This window comes from Geodermatophilus poikilotrophus, from assembly GCF_900111455.1.
GTDB lineage: Bacteria > Actinomycetota > Actinomycetes > Mycobacteriales > Geodermatophilaceae > Geodermatophilus > Geodermatophilus poikilotrophus.
In genome coordinates this window covers 34,571-60,743 of the sequence record NZ_FOIE01000007.1, presented here as the reverse complement: position 1 = coordinate 60,743, position 26,173 = coordinate 34,571, and the positions used below count along the sequence as shown (strand labels likewise).

Annotated in this window: 22 protein-coding genes and 1 pseudogene; 16 read left to right on the top strand and 7 right to left on the bottom strand. The window is 75.4% G+C overall.

The window, feature by feature from the left end; genetic code table 11:
• The 5 genes and pseudogenes from BMW27_RS16220 to BMW27_RS16200 all read left to right on the top strand — a co-directional run.
• Positions 1 to 309, top strand: a pseudogene (locus tag BMW27_RS16220) (methyl-accepting chemotaxis protein); the annotation flags it as partial.
• Positions 310 to 636: 327 nt separating this feature from the next.
• Positions 637 to 2,271, top strand: a complete 1,635-nt coding sequence (locus BMW27_RS16215) for a HAMP domain-containing methyl-accepting chemotaxis protein (protein ID WP_245743637.1) — start codon at positions 637 to 639, stop codon at positions 2,269 to 2,271.
• 132 nt (positions 2,272 to 2,403) lie between these two features.
• Entirely contained in the window at positions 2,404 to 4,794 is a 2,391-nt protein-coding gene (locus BMW27_RS16210; RefSeq protein ID WP_091445911.1) for a chemotaxis protein CheW, read from the top strand.
• On the top strand, positions 4,791 to 5,234 hold the full coding sequence (locus tag BMW27_RS16205; RefSeq protein WP_012950957.1) for a chemotaxis protein CheW: 444 nt from the start codon (positions 4,791 to 4,793) through the stop codon (positions 5,232 to 5,234). Before BMW27_RS16210 ends, BMW27_RS16205 begins: the two co-directional genes overlap by 4 nt.
• 389 nt (positions 5,235 to 5,623) lie before the next feature.
• Positions 5,624 to 6,541 carry a hypothetical protein gene (locus BMW27_RS16200; RefSeq protein ID WP_091445910.1) on the top strand — a complete coding sequence of 306 codons (918 nt, stop codon included), beginning with the start codon at positions 5,624 to 5,626 and terminating at the stop codon, positions 6,539 to 6,541.
• 130 nt (positions 6,542 to 6,671) lie between these two features.
• Here the strand turns inward: BMW27_RS16200 and BMW27_RS16195 are convergent, their stop codons facing one another.
• The gene (locus BMW27_RS16195; protein WP_091445908.1) at positions 6,672 to 7,859 is read right to left on the bottom strand and encodes a glucose-1-phosphate adenylyltransferase family protein; all 1,188 of its coding nucleotides are present in this window, start codon (positions 7,857 to 7,859) and stop codon (positions 6,672 to 6,674) included.
• A gap of 385 nt (positions 7,860 to 8,244) precedes the next feature.
• Between BMW27_RS16195 and BMW27_RS16190 the strand changes: the two genes are divergently transcribed.
• Genes BMW27_RS16190 through BMW27_RS16165 form a run of 6 tightly spaced genes read left to right on the top strand, consistent with a single transcriptional unit; the run spans position 8,245 to position 11,958 of the window.
• A complete protein-coding gene (locus tag BMW27_RS16190; protein WP_091445905.1) occupies positions 8,245 to 9,363 on the top strand; it encodes a protein-glutamate methylesterase/protein-glutamine glutaminase in 1,119 nt (372 codons plus the stop codon).
• Positions 9,360 to 10,184, top strand: a complete 825-nt coding sequence (locus BMW27_RS16185; protein WP_091445903.1) for a CheR family methyltransferase — start codon at positions 9,360 to 9,362, stop codon at positions 10,182 to 10,184. Before BMW27_RS16190 ends, BMW27_RS16185 begins: the two co-directional genes overlap by 4 nt.
• Before the next feature lies 1 nt (position 10,185).
• Positions 10,186 to 10,569, top strand: coding sequence for a response regulator (locus tag BMW27_RS16180; RefSeq protein WP_091445901.1), 384 nt, complete (start codon positions 10,186 to 10,188; stop codon positions 10,567 to 10,569).
• Positions 10,566 to 11,102, top strand: a complete 537-nt coding sequence (locus tag BMW27_RS16175) for a chemotaxis protein CheX (RefSeq protein ID WP_091445899.1) — start codon at positions 10,566 to 10,568, stop codon at positions 11,100 to 11,102. The genes BMW27_RS16180 and BMW27_RS16175 overlap by 4 nt, the downstream gene beginning before the upstream one ends.
• Positions 11,099 to 11,461, top strand: a complete 363-nt coding sequence (locus BMW27_RS16170) for a response regulator (protein WP_072920763.1) — start codon at positions 11,099 to 11,101, stop codon at positions 11,459 to 11,461. The genes BMW27_RS16175 and BMW27_RS16170 overlap by 4 nt, the downstream gene beginning before the upstream one ends.
• On the top strand, positions 11,458 to 11,958 hold the full coding sequence (locus BMW27_RS16165) for a hypothetical protein (protein WP_091445897.1): 501 nt from the start codon (positions 11,458 to 11,460) through the stop codon (positions 11,956 to 11,958). Before BMW27_RS16170 ends, BMW27_RS16165 begins: the two co-directional genes overlap by 4 nt.
• 246 nt (positions 11,959 to 12,204) lie before the next feature.
• Here BMW27_RS16165 and BMW27_RS16160 read toward each other — a convergent pair whose 3' ends face one another.
• From BMW27_RS16160 to BMW27_RS16150, 3 genes are all read right to left on the bottom strand, one after another.
• Positions 12,205 to 12,663: an ATP-binding protein gene (locus BMW27_RS16160; protein ID WP_091445895.1), complete on the bottom strand. Its 459-nt coding sequence runs from the start codon at positions 12,661 to 12,663 to the stop codon at positions 12,205 to 12,207.
• 120 nt (positions 12,664 to 12,783) lie between these two features.
• Positions 12,784 to 14,457: a SpoIIE family protein phosphatase gene (locus BMW27_RS16155; protein WP_139206919.1), complete on the bottom strand. Its 1,674-nt coding sequence runs from the start codon at positions 14,455 to 14,457 to the stop codon at positions 12,784 to 12,786.
• Positions 14,458 to 14,689: 232 nt separating this feature from the next.
• Positions 14,690 to 15,616: an alpha/beta fold hydrolase gene (locus BMW27_RS16150; RefSeq protein ID WP_091445891.1), complete on the bottom strand. Its 927-nt coding sequence runs from the start codon at positions 15,614 to 15,616 to the stop codon at positions 14,690 to 14,692.
• Between the two features lie 195 nt (positions 15,617 to 15,811).
• On the opposite strand from BMW27_RS16150, the gene BMW27_RS16145 reads away from it, so the two are divergent.
• A complete protein-coding gene (locus BMW27_RS16145; RefSeq protein ID WP_175486538.1) occupies positions 15,812 to 16,624 on the top strand; it encodes an alpha/beta fold hydrolase in 813 nt (270 codons plus the stop codon).
• A gap of 110 nt (positions 16,625 to 16,734) precedes the next feature.
• Here BMW27_RS16145 and BMW27_RS16140 read toward each other — a convergent pair whose 3' ends face one another.
• Together BMW27_RS16140 and BMW27_RS16135 are read right to left on the bottom strand one after the other, a co-directional pair.
• On the bottom strand, positions 16,735 to 17,919 hold the full coding sequence (locus BMW27_RS16140; protein ID WP_091446348.1) for an ATP-binding protein: 1,185 nt from the start codon (positions 17,917 to 17,919) through the stop codon (positions 16,735 to 16,737).
• 55 nt (positions 17,920 to 17,974) lie between these two features.
• Positions 17,975 to 18,574 (bottom strand): TetR family transcriptional regulator C-terminal domain-containing protein, encoded by a 600-nt coding sequence (locus BMW27_RS16135; protein ID WP_091445889.1) that lies wholly within the window; start codon positions 18,572 to 18,574, stop codon positions 17,975 to 17,977.
• A gap of 75 nt (positions 18,575 to 18,649) precedes the next feature.
• On the opposite strand from BMW27_RS16135, the gene BMW27_RS16130 reads away from it, so the two are divergent.
• On the top strand, positions 18,650 to 19,372 hold the full coding sequence (locus BMW27_RS16130) for a GAP family protein (RefSeq protein ID WP_091445887.1): 723 nt from the start codon (positions 18,650 to 18,652) through the stop codon (positions 19,370 to 19,372).
• Positions 19,373 to 19,379: 7 nt separating this feature from the next.
• Here BMW27_RS16130 and BMW27_RS16125 read toward each other — a convergent pair whose 3' ends face one another.
• Positions 19,380 to 19,775, bottom strand: coding sequence for a thiol-disulfide oxidoreductase DCC family protein (locus BMW27_RS16125; RefSeq protein ID WP_091445885.1), 396 nt, complete (start codon positions 19,773 to 19,775; stop codon positions 19,380 to 19,382).
• Between the two features lie 216 nt (positions 19,776 to 19,991).
• Here BMW27_RS16125 and BMW27_RS16120 point away from each other — a divergent pair, with 216 nt between their 5' ends.
• From BMW27_RS16120 to BMW27_RS16110, 3 genes are all read left to right on the top strand, one after another.
• Complete coding sequence (locus tag BMW27_RS16120) at positions 19,992 to 20,360, top strand: phage holin family protein (RefSeq protein ID WP_091446345.1); 369 nt, start codon at positions 19,992 to 19,994, stop codon at positions 20,358 to 20,360.
• A gap of 53 nt (positions 20,361 to 20,413) precedes the next feature.
• Positions 20,414 to 25,342 carry an NAD-glutamate dehydrogenase gene (locus BMW27_RS16115; RefSeq protein WP_091445883.1) on the top strand — a complete coding sequence of 1,643 codons (4,929 nt, stop codon included), beginning with the start codon at positions 20,414 to 20,416 and terminating at the stop codon, positions 25,340 to 25,342.
• 82 nt (positions 25,343 to 25,424) lie between these two features.
• On the top strand, positions 25,425 to 26,114 hold the full coding sequence (locus tag BMW27_RS16110; RefSeq protein ID WP_091445881.1) for a maleylpyruvate isomerase family mycothiol-dependent enzyme: 690 nt from the start codon (positions 25,425 to 25,427) through the stop codon (positions 26,112 to 26,114).
• Positions 26,115 to 26,173 lie beyond the last annotated feature (59 nt).

Below are 26,173 nucleotides of genomic sequence, written 5' to 3'. Positions count from 1 at the left end.
TCGATCCAGGGTGACACCGGGGCGGCGGTGGCGGCGATCGCGGAGATCAGCTCGATCGTCGCGCAGATCTCCGACCGGCAGACCACCATCGCCAGCGCGGTGGAGGAGCAGACCGCCACCACCACGGAGATGTCGCGGTCGGTGGCCGAGGCCGCCGGCGGGTCGGGTCAGATCGCCGAGAACATCACCGGGGTGTCCTCGGCCGCTGAGGCCACCACCCAGGCGCTGACCCAGACCCGCAGCGCCGTCGACGAGCTGTCCCGGATGGCCGCCGAGCTGCGGACCACGGTGGGCCGCTTCACCTACTGAGCGAGGGAGCAGCGCGTTCCCCCGGACGGGCGGCGGTCGGACCATTCCGATCGCCGCCCGTCGCATTTCCACGCCGGCTTCGCGAGGGGTCGGTGGAGCGGGTCGCCGATCACCGAGTCGACAATCCGTGAACGCTCACCGCACTCTTTTCGCGGGTTCGTCAGACACGCCGGGAATTGCGTGTCGCGCACCTTGCTGGTGCGTCACTCTCTTCATGCCGGCACTGCCGCATCGCGATCGCAGCGCAGTGCCGGACTCCCGGTCGGCAGCGCCCGGTCCACCCCTCTCTCCATCGGCCCGCCGCGGCCTCGCTCGAGGAGCACACCCATGTCCCAGTCCAAGCCCGGCAGCCCGATGCCCGCCGCGCAGCAGCGCGCCTGGTGGGGCGACCTCGGCGTCCGCACCAAGACCCTGGCCGGCGTGGTGGTCACCGCGTTGGTCGCCGTCCTCGTGGGTCTCATGGGCCTGTCGGCCCTCGGCACCGCGGCCGACCGCACGCAGGTCATGCACAACAGCAACATCGGCGGTCTCGAGGCCGTCGCGGAGATGCAGACCGCGATCGGCGGGGTGCGACAGTCCTCCCGGGACGCGCTGATCGCGCCGACCCCCGAGCTGACCCAGGAGGCGCTGGCGACGCTCGAGGAGCGGCTGGCGGAGTTCCGGACGGCTGTCGAGCACTACGGCCAGTCGCAGCCCTCGGCGGAGAAGGCGGCGCTGGTCGCCGAGGCCGCCGACGCGTTCGATCAGTACGAGGTCGTGGTCAACCAGGTGCTGGCCCCGCTGGCCGCCGCCAACGACGTGGCCGGCTGGTACACGACGAACCAGTCGCAGGCCGCTCCGCTGGCGAGCCAGGCGCAGGCCACCCTGGAGGAGGTCCACGACAAGGAGGTCGCCGAGGCGGACGCCGCGGCGGCGGAGGCGCGCGAGTCGTACGAGAGCCAGCGCACGCAGGCGGTGGCCGTCCTGGTCGTCGGCATCGCCGTGGCCGTTGGCACCGGGCTCTTCGTGGCCCGCGGCGTGGCCCGCGACGTCGGCCGGGTCAAGGACGTGGCCGAGGCGCTCGCGACCGGCGACCTCACCCGCAGCAGTGGCCTGACCACCCGCGACGAGCTCGGCCAGATGGGACTCGCCCTCGACGCCGCCGTCGACCAGATGCGTGCCGTGCTCTCCTCGGTGGCCTCGTCGGCCGACGCGGTGGCGGCGTCCTCGGAGGAGCTGTCCGCGTCCTCGGCGCAGATCTCCGCCTCCGCGGAGGAGACCAGTGCGCAGTCCGGTGTGGTGGCCGGTGCGGCGGAGGAGGTCTCCCGCAACGTGCAGACGGTGGCCGCGGGTGCCGAGCAGATGGGCGCCAGCATCCGGGAGATCGCGACCAACGCCGCGGAGGCCTCCGACGTCGCGCACCGGGCGGTCACCGCCGCCGAGACGACGACGGCGACGGTCGCGCGGCTGGGCGAGTCCTCGGCCGAGATCGGCAACGTGGTCAAGGTGATCACCTCGATCGCCGAGCAGACCAACCTGCTGGCGCTGAACGCCACCATCGAGGCCGCCCGCGCCGGGGAGGCGGGCAAGGGGTTCGCGGTGGTGGCCAACGAGGTCAAGGAGCTGGCCCAGGAGACGGCCAAGGCGACCGAGGACATCGCCCGGCGGGTGCAGGCCATCCAGGGCGACACCGACGCGGCCGTCGCCGCCATCGGGGAGATCTCGCAGATCGTCGCGCAGATCTCCGACCGGCAGACCACCATCGCCAGTGCGGTGGAGGAGCAGACCGCCACGACGAACGAGATGAGCCGGTCGGTGACCGAGGCCGCGCAGGGCTCGGGGCAGATCGCCAGCAACATCACCGGGGTCTCGGCCGCAGCCGACTCCACGACGCAGGCGCTCACGCAGACCCGTACCGCGGTCGACGAGCTCTCCCGGATGGCTGCGGACCTGCGCACCTCGGTGTCCCGCTTCACCTACTGATCACCGCCCGCCGGCCGGGGCCTCCCGGCCGGCGGGCCCGGTCGGCCGTTGGGCTTGACCTGGGCACCCCTCCCGCCGATCACCAACCCGAGCGCGCCCGCCGCTCCCCGGGTACGAAGAGAGAAGAGCAACGTGGACGGTCTGGACGACATCGTCGAGGAGTTCCTGGTCGAGAGCCACGAGAACCTCGACCAGCTGGACACCGACCTGGTCGCTCTCGAGCAGGAGCCCGACTCGCGCGAGCGGCTCTCGAGCATCTTCCGCACGATCCACACCATCAAGGGGACCAGCGGCTTCCTGGCGTTCCACCGACTGGAGGAGGTCACCCACGTCGGGGAGAACATGCTCTCCCGGCTGAGGGACGGCGCCCTCGAGCTCACCCCGCAGCGGACCAGCGTCCTGCTGCAGATGGTCGACACCGTCCGCTCGCTGCTCGGGTCCATCGAGGCCACCGGCGGCGAGGGCTCGGTCGACGTCTCCGCCGTCGTCGCCGGCATCAGCGCCGCCATGGAGGACACCGCCGCCCCGGCCGTCGCCGAGCCGTACCCCGCGCCCGCCGAGGCCGTCGCCGCCGTCCCCGCCGAGGACCCTGCGCAGGCCGCCGCCGTCCCCGCGGCGGAGGCGCCCGAGGAGCCCGCACCCGCGCCCGCCGCCGAGGTGCCGGCCCCCGTGGCCGCTGCGCCGGCGACGGCCGTCCCCGCGCCGCGCCCCGCGCCGGTCGTCGAGACCGCGCCCGAGTTCGAGGCCGCGCAGGACGGTGACGCCACGCCCGCCGCCGACAGCGGCACCGGCCAGACCCGCCGGGCCGTCGCCGACAGCACCATCCGGGTGGACGTCGACCTGCTCGACGAGCTGATGCTGCTGGTCGGTGAGCTGGTGCTCACCCGCAACCAGATCGTCCAGTACGTCGGGCGCTCCAACGACACCGACCTGGTGCGCGCCTCGCAGCGGCTCAACCTCATCGCCAGCGAGCTGCAGGAGGGCGTCATGAAGACGCGCATGCAGCCGATCGACCACATCTGGTCGAAGCTGCCGCGCGTCGTCCGGGACCTGGGCCTGCAGCTGCAGAAGAACATCCGCCTGGAGATGGAGGGCCGCGACACCGAGCTGGACAAGACCCTGCTCGAGGCGGTCAAGGACCCGCTGACCCACCTGGTCCGCAACTCCGTCGACCACGGCATCGAGGACGCCGACGCGCGGATCCGGGTCGGCAAGCCGACCGAGGGCGTGCTCACCCTGCGCGCGCGGCACGAGAGCGGCCAGGTCGTCGTCGAGGTCGCCGACGACGGTGCCGGGATCGACCCGGTCCGGCTCGGCGCCAAGGCCGTCGAGCGCGGGCTGGTCACCCCCGAGGCCCTCAACCGCATGGGCCCGCAGGACGTCCTGCAGATGATCTTCCTGCCCGGGTTCTCCACCGCCGCGCAGGTCACCAACGTCTCCGGTCGCGGCGTCGGCATGGACGTCGTCAAGACCAACATCGAGTCCATCGGCGGCACCATCGAGATCGAGTCCGCCCCCGGCAAGGGCACCTGCACGAGGCTGCGCATCCCGCTGACCCTGGCCATCGTCCCGGCGCTGACCGTCGAGTGCGCCGGCGACCGCTACGCCATCCCGCAGATCAGCCTGCAGGAGCTGGTCTCGCTCGACGCCGAGAAGGCGGCCAACGCCGTCGAGGAGGTCGGCGGTGCGCCGGTCTACCGGCTGCGCGGCGAACTGCTCCCGCTGGTCCGGCTGACCGACGTCCTGGGCCTGACCTCCGACCGGCACGACGGGCACGTGGTCATCGCGGTGCTGCGCTCGGAGGGCCGCCGCTTCGGGTTGGTCGTCGACCGGGTCATCAACACCGAGGAGATCGTGGTCAAGGCCGTCGGCGGCCAGCTCAAGGCGATCGGCCTCTACTCGGGCGCGACCGTCCTCGGCGACGGCACCGTGGCCCTGATCCTCGACGTGCAGGCCCTGGCGCGCAGGGCGCTGCGCACCGAGAGCAGCGACCGCCAGGAGTCCCGCGCGGCGGCGCTGCAGTCCGCGGCGACCGACGCCGAGCGGCAGCGGATGCTGCTGGCCGCCATCGGCGGGGGGCGCCGGGTCGCCATCCCGCTGGACACCGTCACCCGCCTCGAGCAGGTGCGCACCGAGTCGGTCGAGAAGGTCGGCAACCGGGAGGTCGTGCAGTACCGCGGCGCGATCCTGCCGATCGTCCGGCTGGACCGGCACCTGGGCGCCTACGGCGACAGCGAGCGCGAGGTGCTCGAGGTGATCGTCTACTCCGACCACGGCCGCAGCGTGGCCATCGTGGTGGAGGAGATCCTCGACATCGTCGACGGCGAGGCCGCCGTCCGCAGCGACATCGACGACATGGGGCTGCTGGGCTCGGCCGTGCTCGGCGACAAGGTCACCGAGCTGCTCGACGTCCGCGCCGCGATCCTCGCCGCCGACCCGGCGTTCTACTCGGCGCACCCCACCACCCCCGGCTCCCTGTCCGCGGCGCCGCACGGCGCCTCCCTCCTGGAGGTCTCCCTGTGACCACTGCCGAGGCCCCCGCCATCGGCGGCCAGCTGGCCACCTTCTGGCTCGACGGCGACCTCTACGGCGTCGAGGTGGCGCACGTGCAGGAGGTGCTCAAGAGCCAGGGCCTGACCCGGGTGCCGCTGGCACCCACCGCCGTCGCCGGGCTGATCAACCTGCGCGGCCAGGTGGTGACCGCGATCGAGCTGCGCGAGCGGCTCGGCCGGCCGCCGCGTCCCGAGGGCACCGACGCCGTCGTCATCGTCGTCCGGCTGCACGGTGAGGCGGTCAGCCTGCTCGTGGACGCCATCGCCGACGTCGTGGACGTCGACCCGGCCGACTTCGAGGCGCCGCCGGACACGCTGGACGGCGCGGGCCGCGACCTGATCCGCGGCGCGTTCAAGCTCGACGGGCAGCTGCTGCTGGCGCTGGACGTGCAGAAGGCCGTCAGCGCTTAGCAGTCCGGCTCCGTCCAGAGGCTCACCGCTGGCCCCGTCCAGAGGCTCGTCCCGAGCTTGCGAGGGATGAGGAGGACGGGGTCCTTCCACGGTGAGGAGGACGGGGTCCTCCGATCGGGCGTGGCCGGACTTCCCCGGCGGCCACGCTCCTCCCCCCGACCCCCGGTCGGGCGGCCCCTCTCTCCGGAGGGTCGCCCGCCGGGGGTCGCGGCACTCCGGGGCAGGACGCCGCTCACGCTGGGTGATCGACGCAACACAGTGCAGCGCGGCGCACGACGACCCACCCGATGGGGGTCCGGCCATCGAGTGACGCCGACGTGGCGCGCAGTGTCGATCACGGTCAGTCTGGACCGACCTCACCTCGGGGGACGTCGACTGGGAGGCCTGCCGTGCCCTACTCGCTGGTCAGTGCCGCCACGCTCGGCTTCGACCTGGTCCGGCTGCCGGCCGGCCGCGCAGTCGCCGACGCCCTGCTCGCCGGGCTCGCCGCCGACGCCCCGGCGCTGGAGCAGCTGGCCGCGGTCCACCCGGCCGCGGGTCGCGACCGCGAGCAGCGCGCCGCGCTCGCCGTCCGTGCGCGCAAGGCCCGCGAGCTGGCCGCCGCCGTCCCGCACCTGCGCACCGCCGCCGACGGCCTCCCCGGTGCCGACCGGGCCGCCGTCCTGGTCGCCCAGCTCGAGCGCAGCACCATCGGGGACGCCGCCGCGGTCGAGCGGGTGCTCCGCGAGGACGTCCTCGGTCCCGAGCACCCCGCCGTCGGGCTGGTCGACGAGGCGGTCCGCGCCGCCGCCGCCGACGTCCTCGCCGACGCGGCCGTGGGCGCCTGGGCCGCCGCGGTGCTGCCGCCGCTGGTCGCCCGCCGGCTCACCGGCCCCTTCGCCGTCGCCACCGCCACCGGCGTGCCCACCACCCCCGAGCTCGACCTCGGACCCGCCACCGGCGAGCTCTCGGAGCTGCTGACCGGCCTGCGCGCGCTGGACGACGCCGGCCGGGGCCGCTGGATGGCCGCCGTCGACGCCTCCCGCGCCGAGCGCCGTCCGTGGGCGACCGCGATGCACGAGGCGTCCTGGGGCGCGCACGTCTCCGGCCGCACCCGCACGCTCGCCACCGCGCAGCTGCTCGCCGTCCGGGCCTTCCTCGACGCCGGCTTCGACACCGCGGCCGCCGCGTCCGGTGCCTGGAACGCCGTCGCCGGCTGCGTGCAGGGCATCGTCATGGGCGACCTGCTCGGCAGCGACGCCCTGGCGGTGCTGCGTTCACCCCGGCCCTCCGGGTCGCACCGCGGCCAGGAGCCGTCCGCCTCCTAGGGCGAGCCCGCCCGGGCGAGCGCCGACCCGGCCAGCCGCCGACCGTTGATCATGGGGTCGTCGCAGGCGACACGCGCCGACACGCCGCGAGAGGCCGCGCCGGCCCCGTGATCAACGGAGGGGGGACGGCTCAGCCCTGGTCCTCCCCGGGATCGGGGAAGCGGCCGCCGGCGGGGATCTCGGTGCCGGCCTCGACCTCGGCCCGGCGGCCGACCAGCGTGACCTCCCCGTCGCCACCGACCGCGGCGCGCTCGCCGACCACCACGCCGTCGTCGAGCACCGCCCGGGTCACCGTGGCGCCGGCCCGCACCCGCGCCCCGGGCAGCAGCACCGAGTCGACGACGGTCGCGCCGGCCTCCACGACGACACCGGGGGACAGGACCGACCCGTGGACGTTGCCGAGCACCCGGGTGCCGCCGGAGATGAGGCTGTTGTCCACCGCCGAGTCCAGCAGCACCCTCGCCGCGCTGTGCCGGCCGCCGCGGGTGTGCACCGGCCAGCGCTCGTCGTCGAGGTCCAGCGGCGGATCGGCGGACAGGAACTCCTGGTGGGACCGCCAGTAGGACTCCACGGTGCCCACGTCGCGCCAGTAGCCGTCGAACGGGTGCGCGCGGGCCAGGCCGTCGCGGGTCTGCGTCGGCAGCAGGTGGGTGCCGAGGTCCTCGAGCCCCTCCTCGCCGTGCTCCGCGGCGAGGGCCTCCAGCCGGTCCAGCGTGGGGCCGGGGGAGAAGACGAAGACCTCGTTGGTCGCCGTGGTGGTGCGCGGCCGGTCGGGCTTGTAGGCGTAGTCGGCCACCTTCCCGCCGCTGCCGACCTCGACGATGCCGTAGCGCGGTGCGTCGTCCTCGGCGACCTCGGTGGTGACCATGGTGACCTCCGCGCCCGAGCCGAGGTGCCCGTCGACGACGTCGCGGTAGTCCAGCTTGTAGACGGCGTCGGCGCTGAGCACCACGAGCGCGTCGGGGGCGACGTCGCGGACCAGCGGGGCGTAGCGCCACAGCGAGTTCGCCGTCCCGGACACCCAGCCGGCGCGGTCGGTGCCCTGGTAGGGCGGCAGCACGAGCAGCCCGCCGTCGGTGCGGTCGAGGTCCCACGGCCGGCCGTTGGCCAGGTGCTGCGACAGCGACGTGGGGTGGAACTGCACCGAGACCCAGACGTCGGACAGGTGCGAGTGCTGGCAGTTGCTCAACGGGAAGTCGATCAGCCGGTAGACGCCGGCGAAGGGGACGGCCGGCTTGGCGCGCTGCTCGGTCAGCAGTTCCAGGCGCCCGCCGGCGCCGCCGGCCAGGACGAGGACGAGGACCCGGGGGAGAGGCATGGCCCCCGGCTACCCGCGGTGACGCCGTTCACCCGCGGCAGCACCCCCTGACGCTGCTGCGCGGGGCCGCTGGACGACCGCGGCCGGGACCCGACGTCGCCCCGGACCGTGGTCGCCTCCCGCTGTCCGGGGACGTGTCGACACGTGCCGGGAGATCGTCGGCGGGAGCACCGGGATCGACGGGAGATGTCCTGCACGATCCGTGCGGATCGGCTCAAGGAGTGCAGGCGAGCGGCCGACAACACCCCTGACAGGCACCGACAGCGGACGGCCGCCGGGACCCGGCGGACCGCCGGCTGCACCCCGATCCCGGCCCCCGGGCGGGTGCCGACCCACAACGCCAGCTGGCCCTGGCCGGCACCCCGCACGGGGAGACGGAGGACGCATGGACCCGATCCGGGTGTTGGTCGTCGACGACTCGGTGGTCGTCCGCAAGATCGTCACCGACGTCCTCTCGGAGGACCCGGCGATCGACGTCGTCGGCACCGCCGTGAACGGCCGCATCGCCGTCGGCAAGGTGGAGCAGCTCAAGCCCGACCTGGTCACGATGGACATCGAGATGCCGGAGATGAACGGCATCGAGGCGGTCCGCGCCATCCGCGCCCTGCGCAGCCGCGTGCCGATCATCATGTTCAGCACGCTCACCGAGCGCGGTGCCTCGGCGACCCTCGACGCCCTCTCCGCCGGCGCGAACGACTACGTCACCAAGCCGGCCAACGTCGGCAGCGTGGCGCAGTCCATGGAGAGCGTCCGCCAGCAGCTGATCCCCAAGATCAAGGCGCTCACCGGGCGCCCGGTCACCACCGGCCCCGTCCGGGCCGCCGCACCCGCGCCGGCCCCGGTCCGGCCGCCGGCCCCCCGCGTCGGTGCGGTCAAGCAGCCCGCCGTCCTGGTCATCGGCTCGTCCACCGGTGGCCCGGAGGCCCTGGCGAAGGTGCTGCCGGCCCTGCCGGCGTCGCTGCCGGTCCCGGTGCTGCTCGTGCAGCACATGCCCCCGGTCTTCACCCGCCAGTTCGCCCAGCGGCTGGACCGCCTCTGCGCGCTCACCGTGGTCGAGGCCGTCGACGGCGCCCCGCTGGCGCCGGGCACCGTTCACCTCGCCCCGGGCGACCACCACCTGACCGTCCGCCGGACCGGCCGCGGCCTGTCCACCGGGCTCGACCAGGCGCCCCCGGAGAACTTCTGCCGCCCCGCCGTCGACCCGCTGTTCCGCTCCGCGGTCGAGGCGTTCGACGGTGCCGTGCTGGGTGTCGTGCTCACCGGCATGGGCTCCGACGGGCGCATCGGCGCCGGCCGCATCCGCGAGACCGGAGGGGCTGTCGTCGTCCAGGACCAGGCGACGTCGGTGGTCTGGGGGATGCCGGGCGCCGTCGCCACCGCCGGGTTCGCCGACGAGGTGCTGCCGCTCGACCGGGTCGCCGAGGCGATCGGCCGGCGGCTCGCCGGCCCGCGCGCCGCCACCGCCGGCCCGACCACGCCAGCCGCCGTCGGAGGACGACGATGACCCTCACCACGACCAGCTTCGACTGGGTCCGCCAGCTGGTGCACCGGGAGAGCGCGATCGTGCTCGCCCCGGGCAAGGAGTACCTGGTCGAGGCGCGGCTGCTGCCGATCGCCCGGTCCATGGGGCTGCCCGACGTCGGCCAGCTGGTCGACTCGGTCCGCACCCGGCCCAGCCCCGAGTCCACCCGCAGGATCGTCGAGGCCCTCACCACGAACGAGACCTCCTGGTTCCGGGACGGCGACCCGTTCACCGCCCTCACCTCGACGGTGCTGCCCTCGCTGCTGTCGGGCCGCGGGCCGGCCGAGCGGCTGCAGATCTGGTCGGCGGCCTGCTCCAGCGGGCAGGAGCCCTACACGATCGCCATGCTGCTCGAGGACGCGATGCCCAACGCCTCGACCCGCGTGGCCATCACCGCGACCGACCTCTCCCGCGAGATGGTCGAGCGCACCCGGGCCGGCAGGTTCAGCCAGCTCGAGGTCAACCGGGGGCTGCCCGCCGCGATGCTGGTGCGGCACTTCACCCGCGCGGGCACCGAGTGGCAGGTCTCCCCGTCGCTGCGCCGCATGGTGACCGCGAGCGAGTGCAACCTGGCCGCTCCGCTGCCGCGCATGGGCCCGTTCGACGTGGTCTACCTGCGCAACGTCCTCATCTACTTCGACCTGCCCACCAAGCAGGCGATCCTCCGCCGGGTGCGTGCGCTCATGCGCCCCGACGGCTGGCTCTTCCTCGGCGCCGCGGAGACCACCCTCGGCGTCGACGACTCCTGGGAGCGGGTCGTCATCGGCCGCAGCTCCGCCTACCGCCCGCTGAAGGGGAACTGACGTGCGTGCACTGGTGATCGACGACTCCCGCGCCATGCGGCGGATCGTGAGCTCGGCGCTGGAGGGTTTCGGCTACGAGACCCGTCAGGCCGGTCACGGGCGGGAGGCGCTCGACGTGCTGCAGGAGGGCTACGCGCCCGACCTGTGCACGATCGACTGGAACATGCCGGTGATGGACGGGCTGCAGTTCGTCTCCGCCGTCCGGGCCAACCCGGCGTGGCGCGCCCTCACGCTGATGATGGTGACCTCGGAGAGCGAGCAGGGGCAGATCGTCCGGGCGCTCGCCGCCGGCGCGCACGAGTACGTGATCAAGCCGTTCACCGCCGACGCGCTCCGCGACAAGCTCGCGCTGCTCGGCATGCTCCCCGAGGAGGCCGTCCTGTGACGCTCGCACCCGATGTCGCCGGGCGCCTGGCCATCCCCTCGCTCATCGACGAGGCCACCGTCGAGGCGATCGCCGGCGAGGCGTGGATCGCCCTCGTCGGGGAGGACGAGGTGCTCGTCCCGCTCCCCGGCGACCTGCCCGAGGACACGCTGTCCGCGTGGGTCGACGTCGTCGGGCCGTGGACCGGCAGCGTCGTCCTCACCACCGGCCGGCAGACCGCTGCCGAGCTGACCCGGGCGCTGCTCGCCGAGGCGGCGCCCGAGCTCCTCGACCACGAGGACGTCGCCGACGCGTTCGGCGAGATCGCCAACGTCGTCGGCGGCAACGTCAAGGCCGCGCTCCCCGGCCCCTCGACCCTCGGTCTCCCCGAGGTCGGCCCGGCGCCCGCCGTCCGCAACCCCGAGGACGTCTGCCGCATCGAGGTCCTCTGGCGCGGCCAGCCCCTGGTCGTGTCCGTCCAGGGCGCACTGCCCTCCCTGCCCGTCCCGCACGACCAGCACCAGCACCCGCACCAGAACGGAGCGTCACAGTGAAGATCCTCGTCGCCGACGACAGCCGCGTGATGCGGCAGATCGTCATCCGCACCCTGCGCCAGGCCGGCTACGACGACCACGACATCGTCGAGGCCGAGGACGGCCGCGACGCCTACGACAAGGTCCACGCCGAGAACCCGGACCTGGTCCTGTCCGACTGGAACATGCCGAACATGAGCGGGCTCGAGTGCCTGCAGGCCCTGCGCTCGGCGGGATCGGCCGTGCCGTTCGGCTTCGTCACCTCCGAGGGCTCCGCGGAGATGCGGGACAAGGCGAGCGCCGCGGGCGCGCTGTTCCTCATCGCCAAGCCGTTCACCGAGGAGACCTTCCGCGAGAACCTGGACGGGGTGATCGCGTGAGCGCGCCGCTGACCGTCGTCCTGCCGGACGCCAAGGCCGTCAAGGACATGCTCGCCGGCCTGGTCGGCAAGCCCGTCGGCGTCATGCCGGGCGCGCCGGTGACCCCGACGCCGAAGTCACCGGTCTCGGTGGCCGTCTACGTGGACCCGTCGATGGACGTCAACGCGCTGTGCGTGATGGACCTCGGCGCGTCCGCCTACACCGGCGCCGCCCTCGCGCTGCTGCCCCCCGGCGGCGCGCAGGACGCCGTCGAGGAGGACGGCGAGCTGACCGCGATGCTCACCGAGGCGCTGCACGAGGTGGTCAACGTGCTCTCGGCGCTGTTCAACGTGCCGGGTGCCCCGCACTCGAAGCTCTACAAGCTCTACGCCCCCGGTGACGACCTGCCCGGTGACATCGCCTGCTCGCTGGCCGACTTCAACCGGCTCGACCTCGCGATCGACGTCCCCGGCTACGGCAAGGGCGGGCTCTCCCTGGTGATCCCCTCCAGGGCCTGACCGCGCCCGCCCTGACCCCCGCCGACACACCAGACGCCCCGGGACGGCGCCGGAGACCACCCTCCCGCCGTCCCGGGCGCACGACGACGACAGCCCCGGGGCTCACCGCCCTGGGGCTGTCGTGTTCCACGCCCCCTGCGGGCGGGAGGACCCCGTCCTCCTCATCCCTCGCGGGCTCGGGACGAGCCTCTGGACGGGGCCGGCGGCGAGCCTCGGGACGGGGCCGGCGGAGGGCGGGGTCCTCTCTCAGGACAGCGCGGGCGCGCGGTCGTCGGTGCTCGTGGGCAGGCAGGCCCAGACGTGCTTGCACCCCTCGTCGACGTACCAGCCGTGGGCCACCGACAGCCGGGCGACCAGGTAGAGCCCCATCCCGCCGTGCGCGGGGTCGCGGTCGACCGCCGGGCTGGGCATGGTGTCGGGGTCGCGGTCGCTGACGTCGAGCAGCCAGCCGCCGCTGCCGGCGATGACCGTGGCGACGACGGGACACAGCCCGTGCCGCAGCGCGTTGGACGCCAGCTCGTCGAAGGCGAGGATCAGCCGCTCGGCGGCGGTGTCCTCGTCGTCCCGGGGGAAGCCCACCCCGTCCAGGCGGGCACGCAGCACGGCACGGGCCGCCGGCAGCTCCGCGACGGCCTGCAGGTCCCAGCGCCACACCTCGCCCCGGCCGTCCGGTAGCGGGCGCAACGGCCACGCGAGTCGACCCACTGCCCTCTCCCCGTCCGTCGCCTTCTCCGACGCTGTTCGGGGTTCCCACCCGGCTCTGCCCGTAACCGTGCCGCCGGGGTTTCCGACCCCTCGGGGTGATGCGCCTCTCGCCGTCGCCGGTCAGTCGGCAGGGTGCACGCAGATCGCCACCAGGGCGACGTCGTCCTGGGGCGTCGCGGGCAGCATCCGGGCCAGCAGCGCGTCGGCCAGCTCCTCCAGCGGCAGGCCGGTCAGGGCGGCCAGGTGCCGGCGCAGCCGGGCCACCCCCGTGTCGACGTCGCAGTCCCGCCGCTCCACCAGCCCGTCGGTGTACAGCAGCACCACCGCGCCCGGTCGCAGCGGCACCGTGGACTCCCGCCGCACCGCCGTCGCGTCCACGCCCAGCAGCAGGTCGCCGAGCCCGTCGGCGAGCACGGTGACCGTTCCGTCGGGGTCGGCGACCAGCGGCGGCGGGTGCCCGGCGCTGGCCCAGCGCAGCAGCGTGCCACCGTGCTCGAGCCGGGCGATGGCCGCGGTGGCCAGCGTGCCCGTGTGCATGGCGTCCATCGCGGCGTCCAGGCCGCGCAGCACCTCGGCCGGCCCGGCGCCGCTGTAGTGCGCGATGCCCCGCAGCAGCCCGCGCAGCTGGCCCATCTCGGCCGCCGCGGCGGTGTCGTGCCCGGCGACGTCCCCGATCACCACGACCGGGTCGCCCTCCGGGTGCAGGAAGGCGTCGTACCAGTCGCCGCCGACGCGGGCCGCCTCCGCCGCGGGCACGTAGCGGGTCGCCACCTGCGCGCCCGCGATGGTCGGCGGGTCGGTGAGCAGGCTGCGCTGCAGCTCCTCGGCGAGCTTGGCCTGCTGGCTCTGCCGGTGCACCCGGTCGACGGTGCGCCCGGCCTGCGCGGCCACCTCCCGGGCGGTGCGCAGGTCGTCGTCGTCCAGCGTGCGGCCGGGGTCGAGGTACAGGGTGAGGACCCCGACCGCGCGGCCGTCGGCGGTCAGCGGCAGGACGAGGGCGGTGGCCGGGCCGAGGACCTCCAGCAGGTCGCGAGCGGGACCGGGCGGCATCAGCGCGAGGACGGCGGCCACCGGCTCCTGCGCCTCGCTGCCGGACCGCAGCGCACGGGCGACGGGGGAGGCCGGCGGCAGGGTGTCCAGGCGCACCTGGGCGTAGTGGTCGAGCAGCGGGCGCCGGGCCGGGTCGGCGTGCCAGGAGCCGACGTCGCGGGCCCGGCCCTCCCGGTCGACGACGGTGACCACGCAGCCGTCGGCGAGCGCGGGGACGACCAGCCGGGCCAGGCTGCCCAGGGCCGACGTGCTGTCCAGGGCGCTGGAGAGCTCCCCGGCCACCGCCGCGAGCAGTGCCGTCCGGGCGCCGGCCCGCTCGGCGGCGCGGCGGGCCGACTCGGCTTCGTCCTGGGCGAGCCGGCGTGCGGTCACGTCGACGAAGACGAAGGCGGCGCCGTCGGCCGTCGGCCAGGCGTGCAGCGCCGACCAGCCCGCGCCGCCGCCGGGTTCGAGGACCTCCAGGGAGACCGGCGCGCCGGAGGTCAGGGCCGCGTGGCAGGCGGAGGTGACGGCGGCGGCGGTGCCGGCGGCGAGGACGTCGGTCACCGGCCGGCCGAGCACGTCGGGGGCAGGGCGGTCCAGCAGCAGCTCGAGCTTGGTGTTCACCAGCACGACCCGTCCGGCGGGGTCCAGGCAGCCCAGCGGGGCGGGCATCGCGGCCAGCACGCCGTCGGCGACGCCGGCAACCCGGTCGAACGGCCGGGGCTGCGGCCGGGGCTGCGGCAACGATCCCGGGGTCACCACGGTGAGCACCCCTCTCGGCGGGCTGACCCCGGCCCCGACCTCGGAGCCCGACCCCCCGCCGCACCGCGGGCGGGGAGGCCGCTCGGATCGTGGCAGCGCGCGGGCGCGCTGCCAAGGCGCACCGGTGTGGCGCGCTCGGGTCCGCGTCCGCCCGCGGGAGCTCGGTCCTCCACGGGCACAGCGTCGGGCCCGGACCGCCTCGCCGGCAGAGCCCGACTGCCCGGGTGTGCGCCTAGCTGCGCGCGGCGGCCTCGCGGACGGTGGCCGCGATCGCCTCGACGCCCTGCGAGGCCCACAGGATCGAGTAGTGGTTGGTGTCGGGGACCTCGCGCGCGGTGATGCCGCTGCGCTCCAGGCCCAGCCCGGCCAGCCGCTCCTCGTCGTAGAGGCCCGGCGTCTGGTCGAGCAGCCCGCGGGTGGCCCACAGCAGGGTGGCCGGCACCGGCAGGTCGCCGGTGGCCTCGAGCAGCCGCTCGTTGAGCAGCACGTCGCCGCCGTCCACCCGGACCGCCTCCGGCACGCACGCGCTGCGCAGCGCCGGCGGCTCGCCGACCAGGTCGCGCGCCAGGTAGGCCGCCACCGAGGGGACGTCGACCCAGGGGCCGACCGCCGGGTGCTGCGCCCAGAACGCCCGCACCGCGGCGAGGTCGGGGAAGGTCATCGACAGCCGGTCCAGGGACGGACCGAGGACGGCGGAGAGGATGGCGTCGAGGTCGGCGCCCGGCGGCGTCGGGAACGACAGGCCGCCGTCGACCAGCACCACGCCGTGCACCCGGTCGCGGGCCGTCCCGGCGGCGGCGAGGGCGGAGACGAAGGCGCCCATCGAGTGCCCGACGAGCACCGCGGCGTCGGCTCCGGCGTCGTCGTCCGCCCCGAGGGAGTCCAGGAGGGCGGCGACGTCGGCCGCGTGCGCCTCGATGCCGTACGGGCCCGGCAGGCCGGCCGACCCGGCCCGGCCGCGCAGGTCCGGGGCGACCACCTCGAACTCGCCGGCCAGCGCGCCGGCCACCCGCGCCCAGGCCATCGCGTTGGCGGTGATGCCGTGGACCAGGACGGCGATGGGGGCCCCGGGGGCGCCGGCGGCCCAGTGCAGCGCGGCGAGCTCACCACCCTCCACCGGGACGGAGATCAGTTCGGGGTCGCGGACGGCGTCGCTCACGCCGTCCACCCTGCCCGGACGGGGCGCGGGTCGCAGCCCGTGCCACGGTTGCCCCTGCCGGGTGCTGCGGGGTCGTGGCGATCAGCCGTCGACCACCACGAGATCGCCGCACCCGACGGGACCGAGGGCCGTTCCCCGACGGGAGCCGGCCGTCCTACCGTCGGCGTGCGCGGGGGACGGCACCGGAGGGGACCCGTGTCCGGGACGACGCAGACGCTGCAGCACCACACCGCGACCCTCCCCGGGGGACTGCGGGTGCACACGGTCGAGCAGGGGGACCCCGGCGGGCCCGCGGTCGTGCTGGTGCACGGCTGGCCGGACTCCTGGTTCTCCTGGAGCCGGGTCCTCGCCGACCTGGACCCGCGGCTGCGCGCCGTCGCCTACAGCCAGCGCGGGTTCGGCGAGTCCGACCACCCGGCCGGCGGGTACGCCCTCGACCGGTTCGCCGACGACCTCCTGGGCCTGTGCGACGCGCTCGGGCTGGAACGGGCGCACCTGGTGGGCCACTCCTTCGGCAGCTTCGTCGTCCGCCGGGTGGCCGAGGAGCACCCCGACCGGGTGGACCGGATGGTGCTCATCGGTTCGGCCGACCGGATGGGCGACGTCCTGGTCGAGGAGGTGCGGGCGGCGATCGCCGACCTGCCCGAGCAGGTCCCCGACGACTTCGCGCGGGAGTTCGCCGCCAGCACGGTGCACCGCGAGGTGGCGCCGGACTTCTTCGACGCGCTCGTCGCCGAGAGTCGCAAGGCACCCGGGTCGGTCTACCGGGGGTCCTGGGAGGGGCTGGTCCGCGTCGACGACCGCGACCGGCTCCGGGCGGTCACCGCGCCCACGCTGCTGCTGTGGGGCGACTCCGACGCGCTGTTCGACCGCGGCCAGCAGGACCGCCTCCTGGCCGCGCTCCCCGACGCCCGGCTGCGGGTCTACGAGGACACCGGGCACTGCCCGAACTGGGAGCGCCCGGAGGACGTCGCGGCCGACCTGAACGCCTTCCTCCTGCCCGCCTGAACCCGGCCCCTCCCGGGCACGCGGCCCCCTCCCGGGCACCGCCCCGAGCCCGCCAGGGGTGGGGAGGAGGGGGTCCTCCTCCGAAGGGCGCGCAGGACGGGGGTCCTCGTTCAGTCGGGGTGGCTGAGCAGGTAGCGGCCGAAGTGCGGGACGGTGAAGGCGATCTGGCCGCGCTCGGCGGAGTAGACGAGCCCCTTCTTGATCAGCGAGTCCCGCGCGGGGGACAGGGACGCCGGCCTGCGGCCGAGCGAGACGGCGACCTCCGAGGTCGACACGGCCGCGCCTGCCGGTCCGCCCAGCTCGGCCATCGCGTGCATGTACTCCCGCTCCGCCGGGGTGGCCCGGTCGTAGCGCGACCCGAAGAAGCCGACCGCGAGCTCGGCCTCGGCGACCGGCGCGGCCATCGCGACGTCCGCGGCGGTGATGGGGGAGGCGGCGGCGACGTCCCAGGTGACCTTGCCGTACGCCTGCACGAAGTACGGGTAGCCGTCGGCCGCCGCGTACAGCGCGTCGAGCGCCTCGGGCTCGAAGCTGACCTCCTCCCGCTCGGCCGGCGCGAGCAGCGCCCGGTCGGCGGCGGGGCGGTCCAGCCGGTCGATCCGCAGGTAGCGGAACAGCCGCTCGGAGTAGCTCTTCGACGCCGACAGCACCGCCGGCAGGTGCGGCAGCCCCGCGCCGACGACGATGAGCGGCGCCCCCTGCTGCGACAGCTCGTGGCAGGCGGCGCAGATGGCCGAGACGTCGTCGCTCTGCACGTCCTGCATCTCGTCGATGAACAGCGCCACGCCCTTGCCGACGTCGGCGGCCAGCCCGGCGGCGTCACTGAGCAGCTCGACCAGGTCGATCTCCATGTCGCCGGAGTCGGCCCGGCCGCTGGTGACCGGAACGTCGATGCCCGGCTGCCAACGGTCGCGCACCTTCGCGTCGGCCGTCTGCCGCAGCGCGAACGCCTTGAGCACCCCGAGGACGGCGTCCATCGACTCCTGGTCGGGGTGGCGCAGTTCGCGCAGCGCCATGTGCAGCGCGGAGGACACCGGCCGGCGCAGCGACTGGTCCGGCCGCGCCTCGATCTTGCCGGTGCCCCAGCCGCGGCTGATCGCTGCCGAGCGCAGCTGGTTGAGCAGCACCGTCTTCCCCACGCCGCGCAGCCCGGTGAGTACCAGCGACCGCTCCGGGCGACCGTGCGCGATCCGCTCCAGGACGACGTCGAAGGCCGACAGCTCGCCGTCACGCCCGGCCAGCTCGGGCGGGCGCTGTCCGGCGCCGGGGGCGTACGGGTTCCGCACGGGGTCCATGTCGAGCACCGTATGGCCTCGTCTAGCGCCCGGTGTTAGACGTCGGTAGAAGCGCCTAGGGCGTGTCGCCCAGCGCGGCCAGGTGCGCGGCGAGCACCTCCCGGGTCCGGGCGGGCGGCAGCGCCGACGGACGGGTCACGGCGTGCACGGCCAGCCCGTCCACGACGGCGTGCAGCCGCTCGCCCTCCAGGTCGACGTCGAGGTCGGCGCGCGCGACCCCCTCGTCGACGAGGGCGCGCACCACCTGGGTGCAGAACGCGTGCAGCTCGGCGGCCGACCGGTCGCGCAGCTCGGCCAGGGCCGGGTCGACCAGGGCCCGCGCGGTGAGGGCCAGCCACACCTCGGTCTCGGCCCGCCGCTCCTCGTCCAGCGGGAGCGTCTCCTCGAGCACCCGCAGCAGCCGGGCGGCGGGCGGGCCGCCGGCCGCGGCAGCCGCCTGGCCGCGAGCCCGCGCACGCTCCACCACGAGGGTCATCGCGAAGTGCAGCAGCTCGTCCTGGGTGGCGAACCAGTGCCGCAGTGCACCCATCGACGTGCCGGCCTCGCGAGCCACGGCGCGGACGGACGCCGCCGCGACGCCGTCCCGGCGGATGACCCGCCAGACGGCCTCGGCCAGCTCCCGGCGCCGCCGCTCGGCGTCCACCAGCTTGGGCACGGAGGGTTTGTAGCACAGGCGTGCTACTTTGGCGTTCGGCAGCACACTCGTGCTGCCAGCACCCGGGGAGGTGCCGTGGAGCCCGCTCTGCTGCTGTCGCTGGCCGCGCTGGCGCTGGTCGACAGCACGAGCATCGGCACGCTGGTCCTGCCGCTGTGGCTGATGCTGGCGCCCGGCCGGGTCCGGGTGGACCGGGTGCTGCTCTTCCTCGGCTCGGTCGCCGGCGCCTACCTGCTGCTGGGGGCAGCGCTCGCCCTGGGCGCCGCACAGCTGCTCGACCCGGTGTCGGCCGCCCTGGAGAGCGCCGCCGGCCGGATCGTGCCGCTGGTCGCCGGGGTGGTGCTGGTCGTCCTCGGCGTCACCGTGGAGCCCTGGACCCAGGCGGGCAAGGAGCGGCGCCGGGCGGCCCGTGCCGCCCGCGGTCCCGGGCGGCTGGCGCGCTGGCGGGACCGGGTGCGCGGGGACGCGGACGGCGGCGGCGGAGCGGTCGTGGGCCTGGCGGTCGTCGCCGTGGGGGTCGAGGCCGCGTCGATGGTCCCCTACCTCGCCGCCATCGCCCTGCTGGCGACGTCCGGGCTCGGCCCGGTGCCGACGGTCGCCGTGCTGGCCGGCTACTGCCTGGTCATGGTCCTGCCCGCGCTGGTGCTGCTCGCGCTGCGTGCGGCGCTGCACGACCGGCTCACCCCCGCTCTGGCGCGGGTGGAGGCGTGGCTGTCCCGCACCTCCGGCGAGGCCGTGGCCTGGGTGCTGTTCCTGCTCGGCCTGTACCTGGTCGCCGGCGCCTTCCCGCTCAGCTGATCCCGGGTCAGGCGGCGGGTGGCCCGTCGTCCGCGCGGGAGGGGAGCGCACAGGCGGCAGTCCCGCCGGGCAGCCGCATCCGGTTGGCCGCCACCAGCCGGTAGACCCGGTCGGCCGGCCCGCGGACCACGGGCAGCTCCAGCAGCCGGCCGAGCACTGCCCACCCGGCGCCGGCCGCGCGAAGAGCGGCGGCGACCGCGCGGGCCCCGCCGACGACGTCCCCCGTGCGGGGCACCCACAGCACCTCCTGCTGTGCGCGCTCGGCGGTGGTGCCGACGGCGGCGAGGTCGGCGCCCTGCCAGGGGACGACGGCGCAGCCGGCGGGCAGCACCCGCCGGGCGACGGCGGCCGATCGGGTGCAGAACCCGCAGTCGCCGTCGTAGACCAGGGCCGGTCGCTGCACGGTTCCACCTCTCGTCCCGGGACGCGTCCTGCGTCGATCATGGGCTCGTTCCCGGGAACACGCGCCGACGCGCCGGGACCGGCGGCAACGACCCCATGACCACGGCCGACAGGGCCTGGTCGAGGTCCGTCCCGACGTGTCCGCCCCCGCGCCTGCAGAACGGGGGAGCCGCCGGCGCACAGGGTCCTCGCAGCCGCCGTCGCTAGCGTGGGCCCGGTGTTGAGGTTCCTGGTCAAGGTCGTCCTCCTGGCCGGCGTCTTCTACGGCGTCGCCTACCTGCTGAACGGCATCGAGGTGATCCCGAACCCGAACGGGCCGCTCGGCGAGCCCGGCACCTACCTGTGGATCGCGCTGGTCTTCGCGGTGGTCAACGCGGTCGTCGGGCCGGTCCTGCGGCTGCTGTCGTTCCCGTTCGTGCTGGTCACCCTGGGGTTGTTCCTGCTCGTCGTGAACGCCGCGCTGCTCGGCATCACCGCCGCGATCACCGACCGGCTGCAGGTCGACGGCTTCGGCACCGCGATCGTCGGCGGGCTGCTGCTGGCCATCGGCGGCTGGATCGCCGACCAGCTCACCGAGCGGCGCTGACCGGCGGCCGCGTCGCTGTGACGGGAGGCACCCGGCCGGGCTAGCGTCAGCGGATGACCCGCACCACCGGCACGGTTCCGGAGATCCCGGGCCCGGCCTCCGCGGACGACGGCACGCCCGCCGCCGCGACCGAGCTCGCCGCCCTCGAGGCGGCCACCCACGACAAGCACCTGCTGCTCGAGCGAGCGGCCCGCGCCGCTCTCGAGCGCGACGCCGGTCTGCCCCCCGGCTGCGGCGCCGACGACGTCCCCGCGCTGCTGCGCCGCTACTACTGGAGCGAGCCGGCCGCCGAGGTCCTCGACCAGGACCCGGCCGACCTCGCCGCGCTGGTGCTGCGCCACCTGCGGCTGGCCGAGGTGCGTCCCCAGGGGGCGGCCACCGTCGACGTCCAGGAGCTGCCCGCCCGCGGCGGCGCCGGTCGCCGGTCGCTGGTCCTGGTGGTCACCGACGACATGCCCTTCCTCGTGGACTCGGTCACCGCCGAGGTGGTCCGGCAGGGCTTCCGCATCGACCACGTCGTCCACCCGGTGCTGGTGGTCCGCCGCGACGTGACCGGCCGGATCCGCGCCTTCTGCGACAGCGCCGAGCCCGGCGCGTGCGGCGCCGACGCGCTGGCCGAGTCCTGGATGGCCGTCGTCCTCGACGGGCCGCTGGACGACGAGGCGACCGGCGACCTGGTCGCCGGTCTGCGCACCGTCCTGGCCGACGTCCGGGCCGTCGACGAGGACGCCGCCCGGATGCGGACCCGCGCCCTGGATCTCGCCGACCGGCTCGACCGGGCGCCCGCGAGCGGGTCCGCGGACCCGGCCGACGACCCCGCGGAGGCGGCGGCGCTGCTGCGCTGGCTCACCGACGGCAACTTCGTGCTCCTGGGCGCGAGGGACGTCGACCTGGTGCGCGCCCGCGGTCGCACGACGGCCCGCCCGGTCGCCGGCAGCGGGCTGGGCGTGCTGCGCAGCGACGCCGACACCGCCAGCACCCCCGAGGGCACCCCGGGCTCGACGCTGCTCGCGGTGACCAAGGCCGACGCCCGCTCGACCGTGCACCGCCGCACCTGGCTGGACCAGGTGACGGTCACCCTGCCCGGCGCGGACGGCGACTCGGCCCGCCAGCACCGGCTGGTCGGCCTGTTCCCGTCGGCCGCCGCCGCGCACACCGTCCGCGAGGTCCCGTTGGTGCGCCGCCGGGCGGCCGAGGTGGTGGAGCGCTCGGGGGTCCCCGCCGACAGCCACACCGGCAAGGAGCTGCTCGACGTCCTGGAGACCTACCCCCGCGACGAGCTGTTCCAGGTCGGCACCGACGAGCTGCTGCCGGTCGCGCTGGCCGTGCTGCACCTGCAGGAGCGCCGGCAGACCCGGCTGTTCCTGCGCCGGGACCCCGGCGACCGGTTCTGGTCGGCGATCGTCTACCTGCCCCGCGACCGGTACACCACCGAGGTCCGGCTGGCCGTGCAGCAGCTGCTGCTGGAGCGCCTGGGCGGCACCAGCATCCAGTACTCCGCGCGGGTCACCGAGTCGGTGCTGGCGCGGCTGCACTTCGTCGTCCGCCCGCCGGTGGCGCGGGGCGGGCGGGCCACGCTGCCCGAGGTCGACGTGCCGGCGCTGCAGGACGCGCTGGCCGCCGTCGTGCGGAGCTGGACCGACGAGCTGGCCGACGCGCTCAAGGCGCGGTACGGCGCGGACGCCGAGCGCCGGTTCGCCCGGGTCGCCGACGCCTTCCCCGCCGTCTACCAGGAGGACTTCCCGGCCACGACCGCCGTCGAGGACCTCGAGCGGCTCGACGGGCTCACCGAGGGCGAGCTCGGCCTGGTGCTGCGCCGGCCGAGCGGGGCGTCGGCGTCCGAGCCGCGCCTGGCGGTCTACCGGGTGGGGGAGCGGCTGCTGCTCTCCGACGTGCTGCCGATGCTGCAGCACCTCGGCGTCGACGTCGTCGACGAGCGGCCCTACGAGATCGACCGGATCGGCGCCCCGCTGGCCTGGATCTACGACTTCGGGCTGACCGCACCGGCCGGCGACCTGCCCTTCCCCGGCTCGCTGCCCGAGCGGTTCACCGAGGCGCTGTCGGCCGTCTGGCGCGGCGACGCCGAGGACGACGGCCTCGGCGCGCTGGTGCTGCTGGCGGGGCTGAACTGGCGTCAGGTGACCGTCGTCCGCGCCTACGTGCAGTGGCTGCGGCAGGCCGGGCTGCCCTTCGGCCAGCGGTACGTGGAGACGACGCTGGCCGCCCACCCCGACGTCGTCGCCCGGCTGGTGGCGCTGTTCGAGACCCGCTTCTCCCCGGGGCGGGACGGCGGGCGGGCCCGGCGCACCGACGAGCTGGTCACCTCGCTGCGGCAGGCGATCGGCGCGGTGGAGTCGCTGGACGCCGACCGGGTGCTGACCGCGATGCTCGCCGCCGTCCTGGCCACCCAGCGGACGACGTACTACGCGGGCGGTCCGCTGGCGCTGAAGCTGCACCCGGCCGAGGTGCCCGACGTCCCCGAGCCGCGCCCGGCCCGCGAGGTGTGGGTCAGCTCGCCGCGGGTCATGGGCGTGCACCTGCGCTTCGGGGCGGTCGCGCGCGGCGGGCTGCGCTGGTCCGACCGGCACGAGGACCTGCGCACCGAGGTGCTCGGCCTGGTCAAGGCGCAGATGGTGAAGAACACCGTCATCGTGCCGACCGGCGCCAAGGGCGGGTTCGTCGTCCGGAAGCCGCCACCGGAGAGCGCGGGCCGCGACGCGTGGCTCGCCGAGGGGCAGGCCTGCTACCGGCTGTTCATCGGCGCGCTGCTGTCCCTGACGGACAACCTGGCCGACGGCCAGGTCTTGCCGCCCGAGCGGGTGGTCCGGCACGACGGCGACGACACCTACCTCGTCGTCGCCGCCGACAAGGGGACGGCGACCTTCTCCGACCTGGCCAACGCGGTGGCCCTGGAGCGCGGCTTCTGGCTGGGCGACGCCTTCGCCTCCGGCGGGTCGGTCGGCTACGACCACAAGGCCATGGGCATCACCGCCCGCGGCGCCTGGGAGTCGGTGACCCGGCACTTCCGCGAGCTGGACCTGGACGTGCAGAGCCAGGACTTCACCGTGGTCGGCGTCGGTGACATGTCCGGCGACGTCTTCGGCAACGGGATGCTGCTGTCCGAGCACATCCGGCTGGTGGCCGCCTTCGACCACCGGCACGTCTTCGTCGACCCCACACCGGACGCGGCCACCTCCTTCGCCGAGCGGCGCCGGCTGTTCGACCTGCCGCGCTCCTCGTGGGCCGACTACGACCCCGCGCTGATCAGCCCGGGCGGCGGGGTGTGGCCGCGGACGGCGAAGGCCATCCCGGTCAGCGAGCCGATGCGCACCGCCCTCGGCCTGGCCGGCGACGTGGACTCGCTCTCCCCGGTCGAGCTCATCCGCGCCGTGCTGCTGGCGCCGGTGGACCTGCTGTTCAACGGCGGCATCGGGACCTACGTCAAGGCCTCCACCGAGAGCGCGCTGGACGTGGGGGACAAGGCCAACGACGCCGTCCGGGTCGACGGCCGCGACCTGCGGGTGCGTGTGGTGGGGGAGGGCGGCAACCTCGGCCTCACCCAGCGCGGGCGGGTGGAGTACGCGCTGACCGGCGGGCGGGTGAACACCGACGCCATCGACAACTCCGCCGGCGTGGACACCTCCGACCACGAGGTCAACATCAAGATCGCGCTGGACCGGGTGGTCGAGGCCGGCGAGCTGGACGCCGAGGGGCGCGCGGCGCTGCTCGGCGAGATGACCGACGAGGTCGCCGCGGCCGTCCTCAACGACAACCACGCGCAGAACGCGACGCTGGCCGTCGAGACGACGTCCGCGCGCAGTCTGCTCGACGCGCACCAGCGCTTCCTGCGGGCGCTGGAGCGCTCCGGCCGGCTGGTGCGCAGCGTCGAGTTCCTCCCCGACGACCGCCAGCTGGCCGAGCGGCGGCGCGACGGGCAGGCGCTGACGGGCCCGGAGCTGTCGGTGCTGCTCGCCTACGCCAAGCTGGGGACCGGGGACGCCGTGCTGGCCTCCGGCCTGCCCGACGACCCGGCGCTGGAGGGGCTGCTCGTCGGCTACTTCCCCGCCGAGCTGCGCCGTCGCTTCCCCGCGGCGGTCAGCGGGCACCCGCTGCGGCGGGAGATCGTCGCCACCGCGCTGACCAACCGCGCGGTCAACGTCGCCGGCGTGACCGGGCTGTTCCGGCTGGCCGAGGAGACCGGCGTGCCGCTGGCCGGGGTGGTGCGGGCGCACGCGGTGGCCCGGGCGGTGTTCGAGGTGGACCGGCTCTGGGACGCCGTCCGCCCGCTGGACAACCGCGTACCGGCGACCACCCAGGTGGAGCTGCGGACCGAGGCCACCCGGCTGGCCGAGCGGGCCGCGCGCTGGCTGCTGCGGCTCCCCGAGCTGGCCGCGGAGGAGGCCGCACCGCTGGGCGACGTGACCGACCGGTTCGCCGCGCCGGTCGCCGCGGTGCGCGCCGGGCTGCCGTCGTGGCTGCTGGGCGCCGAGGCGGCCGCCCACGCCGACCGCACCGACCGGCTGCGGCGCGCGGGGGTGCCCGAGACGCTGGCCGCGGAGGTGGCCGCCGCACCCCTGCTGCCGGCCGCGCTGGACCTGGCGCTCGTCGCCGAGCGCACCGGCGCGCCCATCGAGCTGGCCGGCCGGGTGCACCAGGCGGTGGCCGAGCGGCTGGCGCTGGTGCCGCTGCGCGAGCTCGTGGTGGCGCTGCCCCGCGACCGCCGCTGGCCGGCGATGGCCCGCGCCTCGCTGCGCGACGACCTGACCGGCGAGCAGGCCGCGCTCACCGCCGAGGTGCTCAGCGGACGGACGGGCGCCTCCGGGGACGCCGGGGAGCTCGTGGAGCGCTGGGTGGCCGGCTGGGACGGCACGCAGCAGCGGGCGGCGGCCCAGCTGGTCGACATCGCCGCGGGGGACCGGCAGGAGCTGGCCGAGCTGCTGGTCGCCGTCCGGACCCTGCGCGGCCTGCGCCGCCCCGGCTGAGCGGAGGACCCTCCTGCAGAGGCCCACCCCTCGCTGTCGCTCGGGGCGGGCCCCTGCAGGGGGGCCGGCTCCGCCGGGACCGATGAGTTCGCGGGTTGGCGGCGGTCGGCCCTGCGTGACGGACGGATGGCAGGCGGTCGCTGCGGAGCGGGCAGCGTTGGTGGCGGACCTGGAGTGGATCGGCGTGGGCGCCTGGCGGACGCCGTCGCTGTGTGACGGGCTCAGCGTCGAGGAGGTCGTCGCGCACCTGACCGCGGGGGCGAGCTCGGGCTCGATCCGCTGGCTGGCCGGCCTCGCCCGGTGCCGGTTCGACGTCGACCGGATGGTCGACGTGCGGCTGCGCGAGCAGCTCGGCGGCACGCCCGACGAGACGCTCCGGCGGTTCCGGGGAGTCGTCGACAGCAGGACGGCACCGAGCGGGCACGTCGACGCGTGGCTGGGGGAGGTCGTCGTGCACGGCGAGGACGTCCGCCGTCCGCTGGGCATCTCACACGCGTACGCGCCGGCGGCCCTGGAGCGCGTGGCGCGCTTCTTCGCCGCCCGCGACTTCACGGTCCCGTCGAAGCGGCGGTCGGCCGGTCTGCGGCTCGAGGCATCCGACGGGCCCTTCGCCGTGGGGGAGGGGCCGCTGGTGCGGGGGCGGACAGTGGACCTGGTGCTCGCCATGGCCGGCCGGCCCGTCGCACTCGACCACCTCGAGGGTCCGGGGCTACCGACGTTCGCGGCCCGGGTGGTGGACCCGTCGGGTCGAGCGCCGACTACGGCTGTCTAGCGTCGGTCCGAGAGAACCGCAGACGCCGGTCGAGACCGGGTCGATCGCGGCATCTGCCA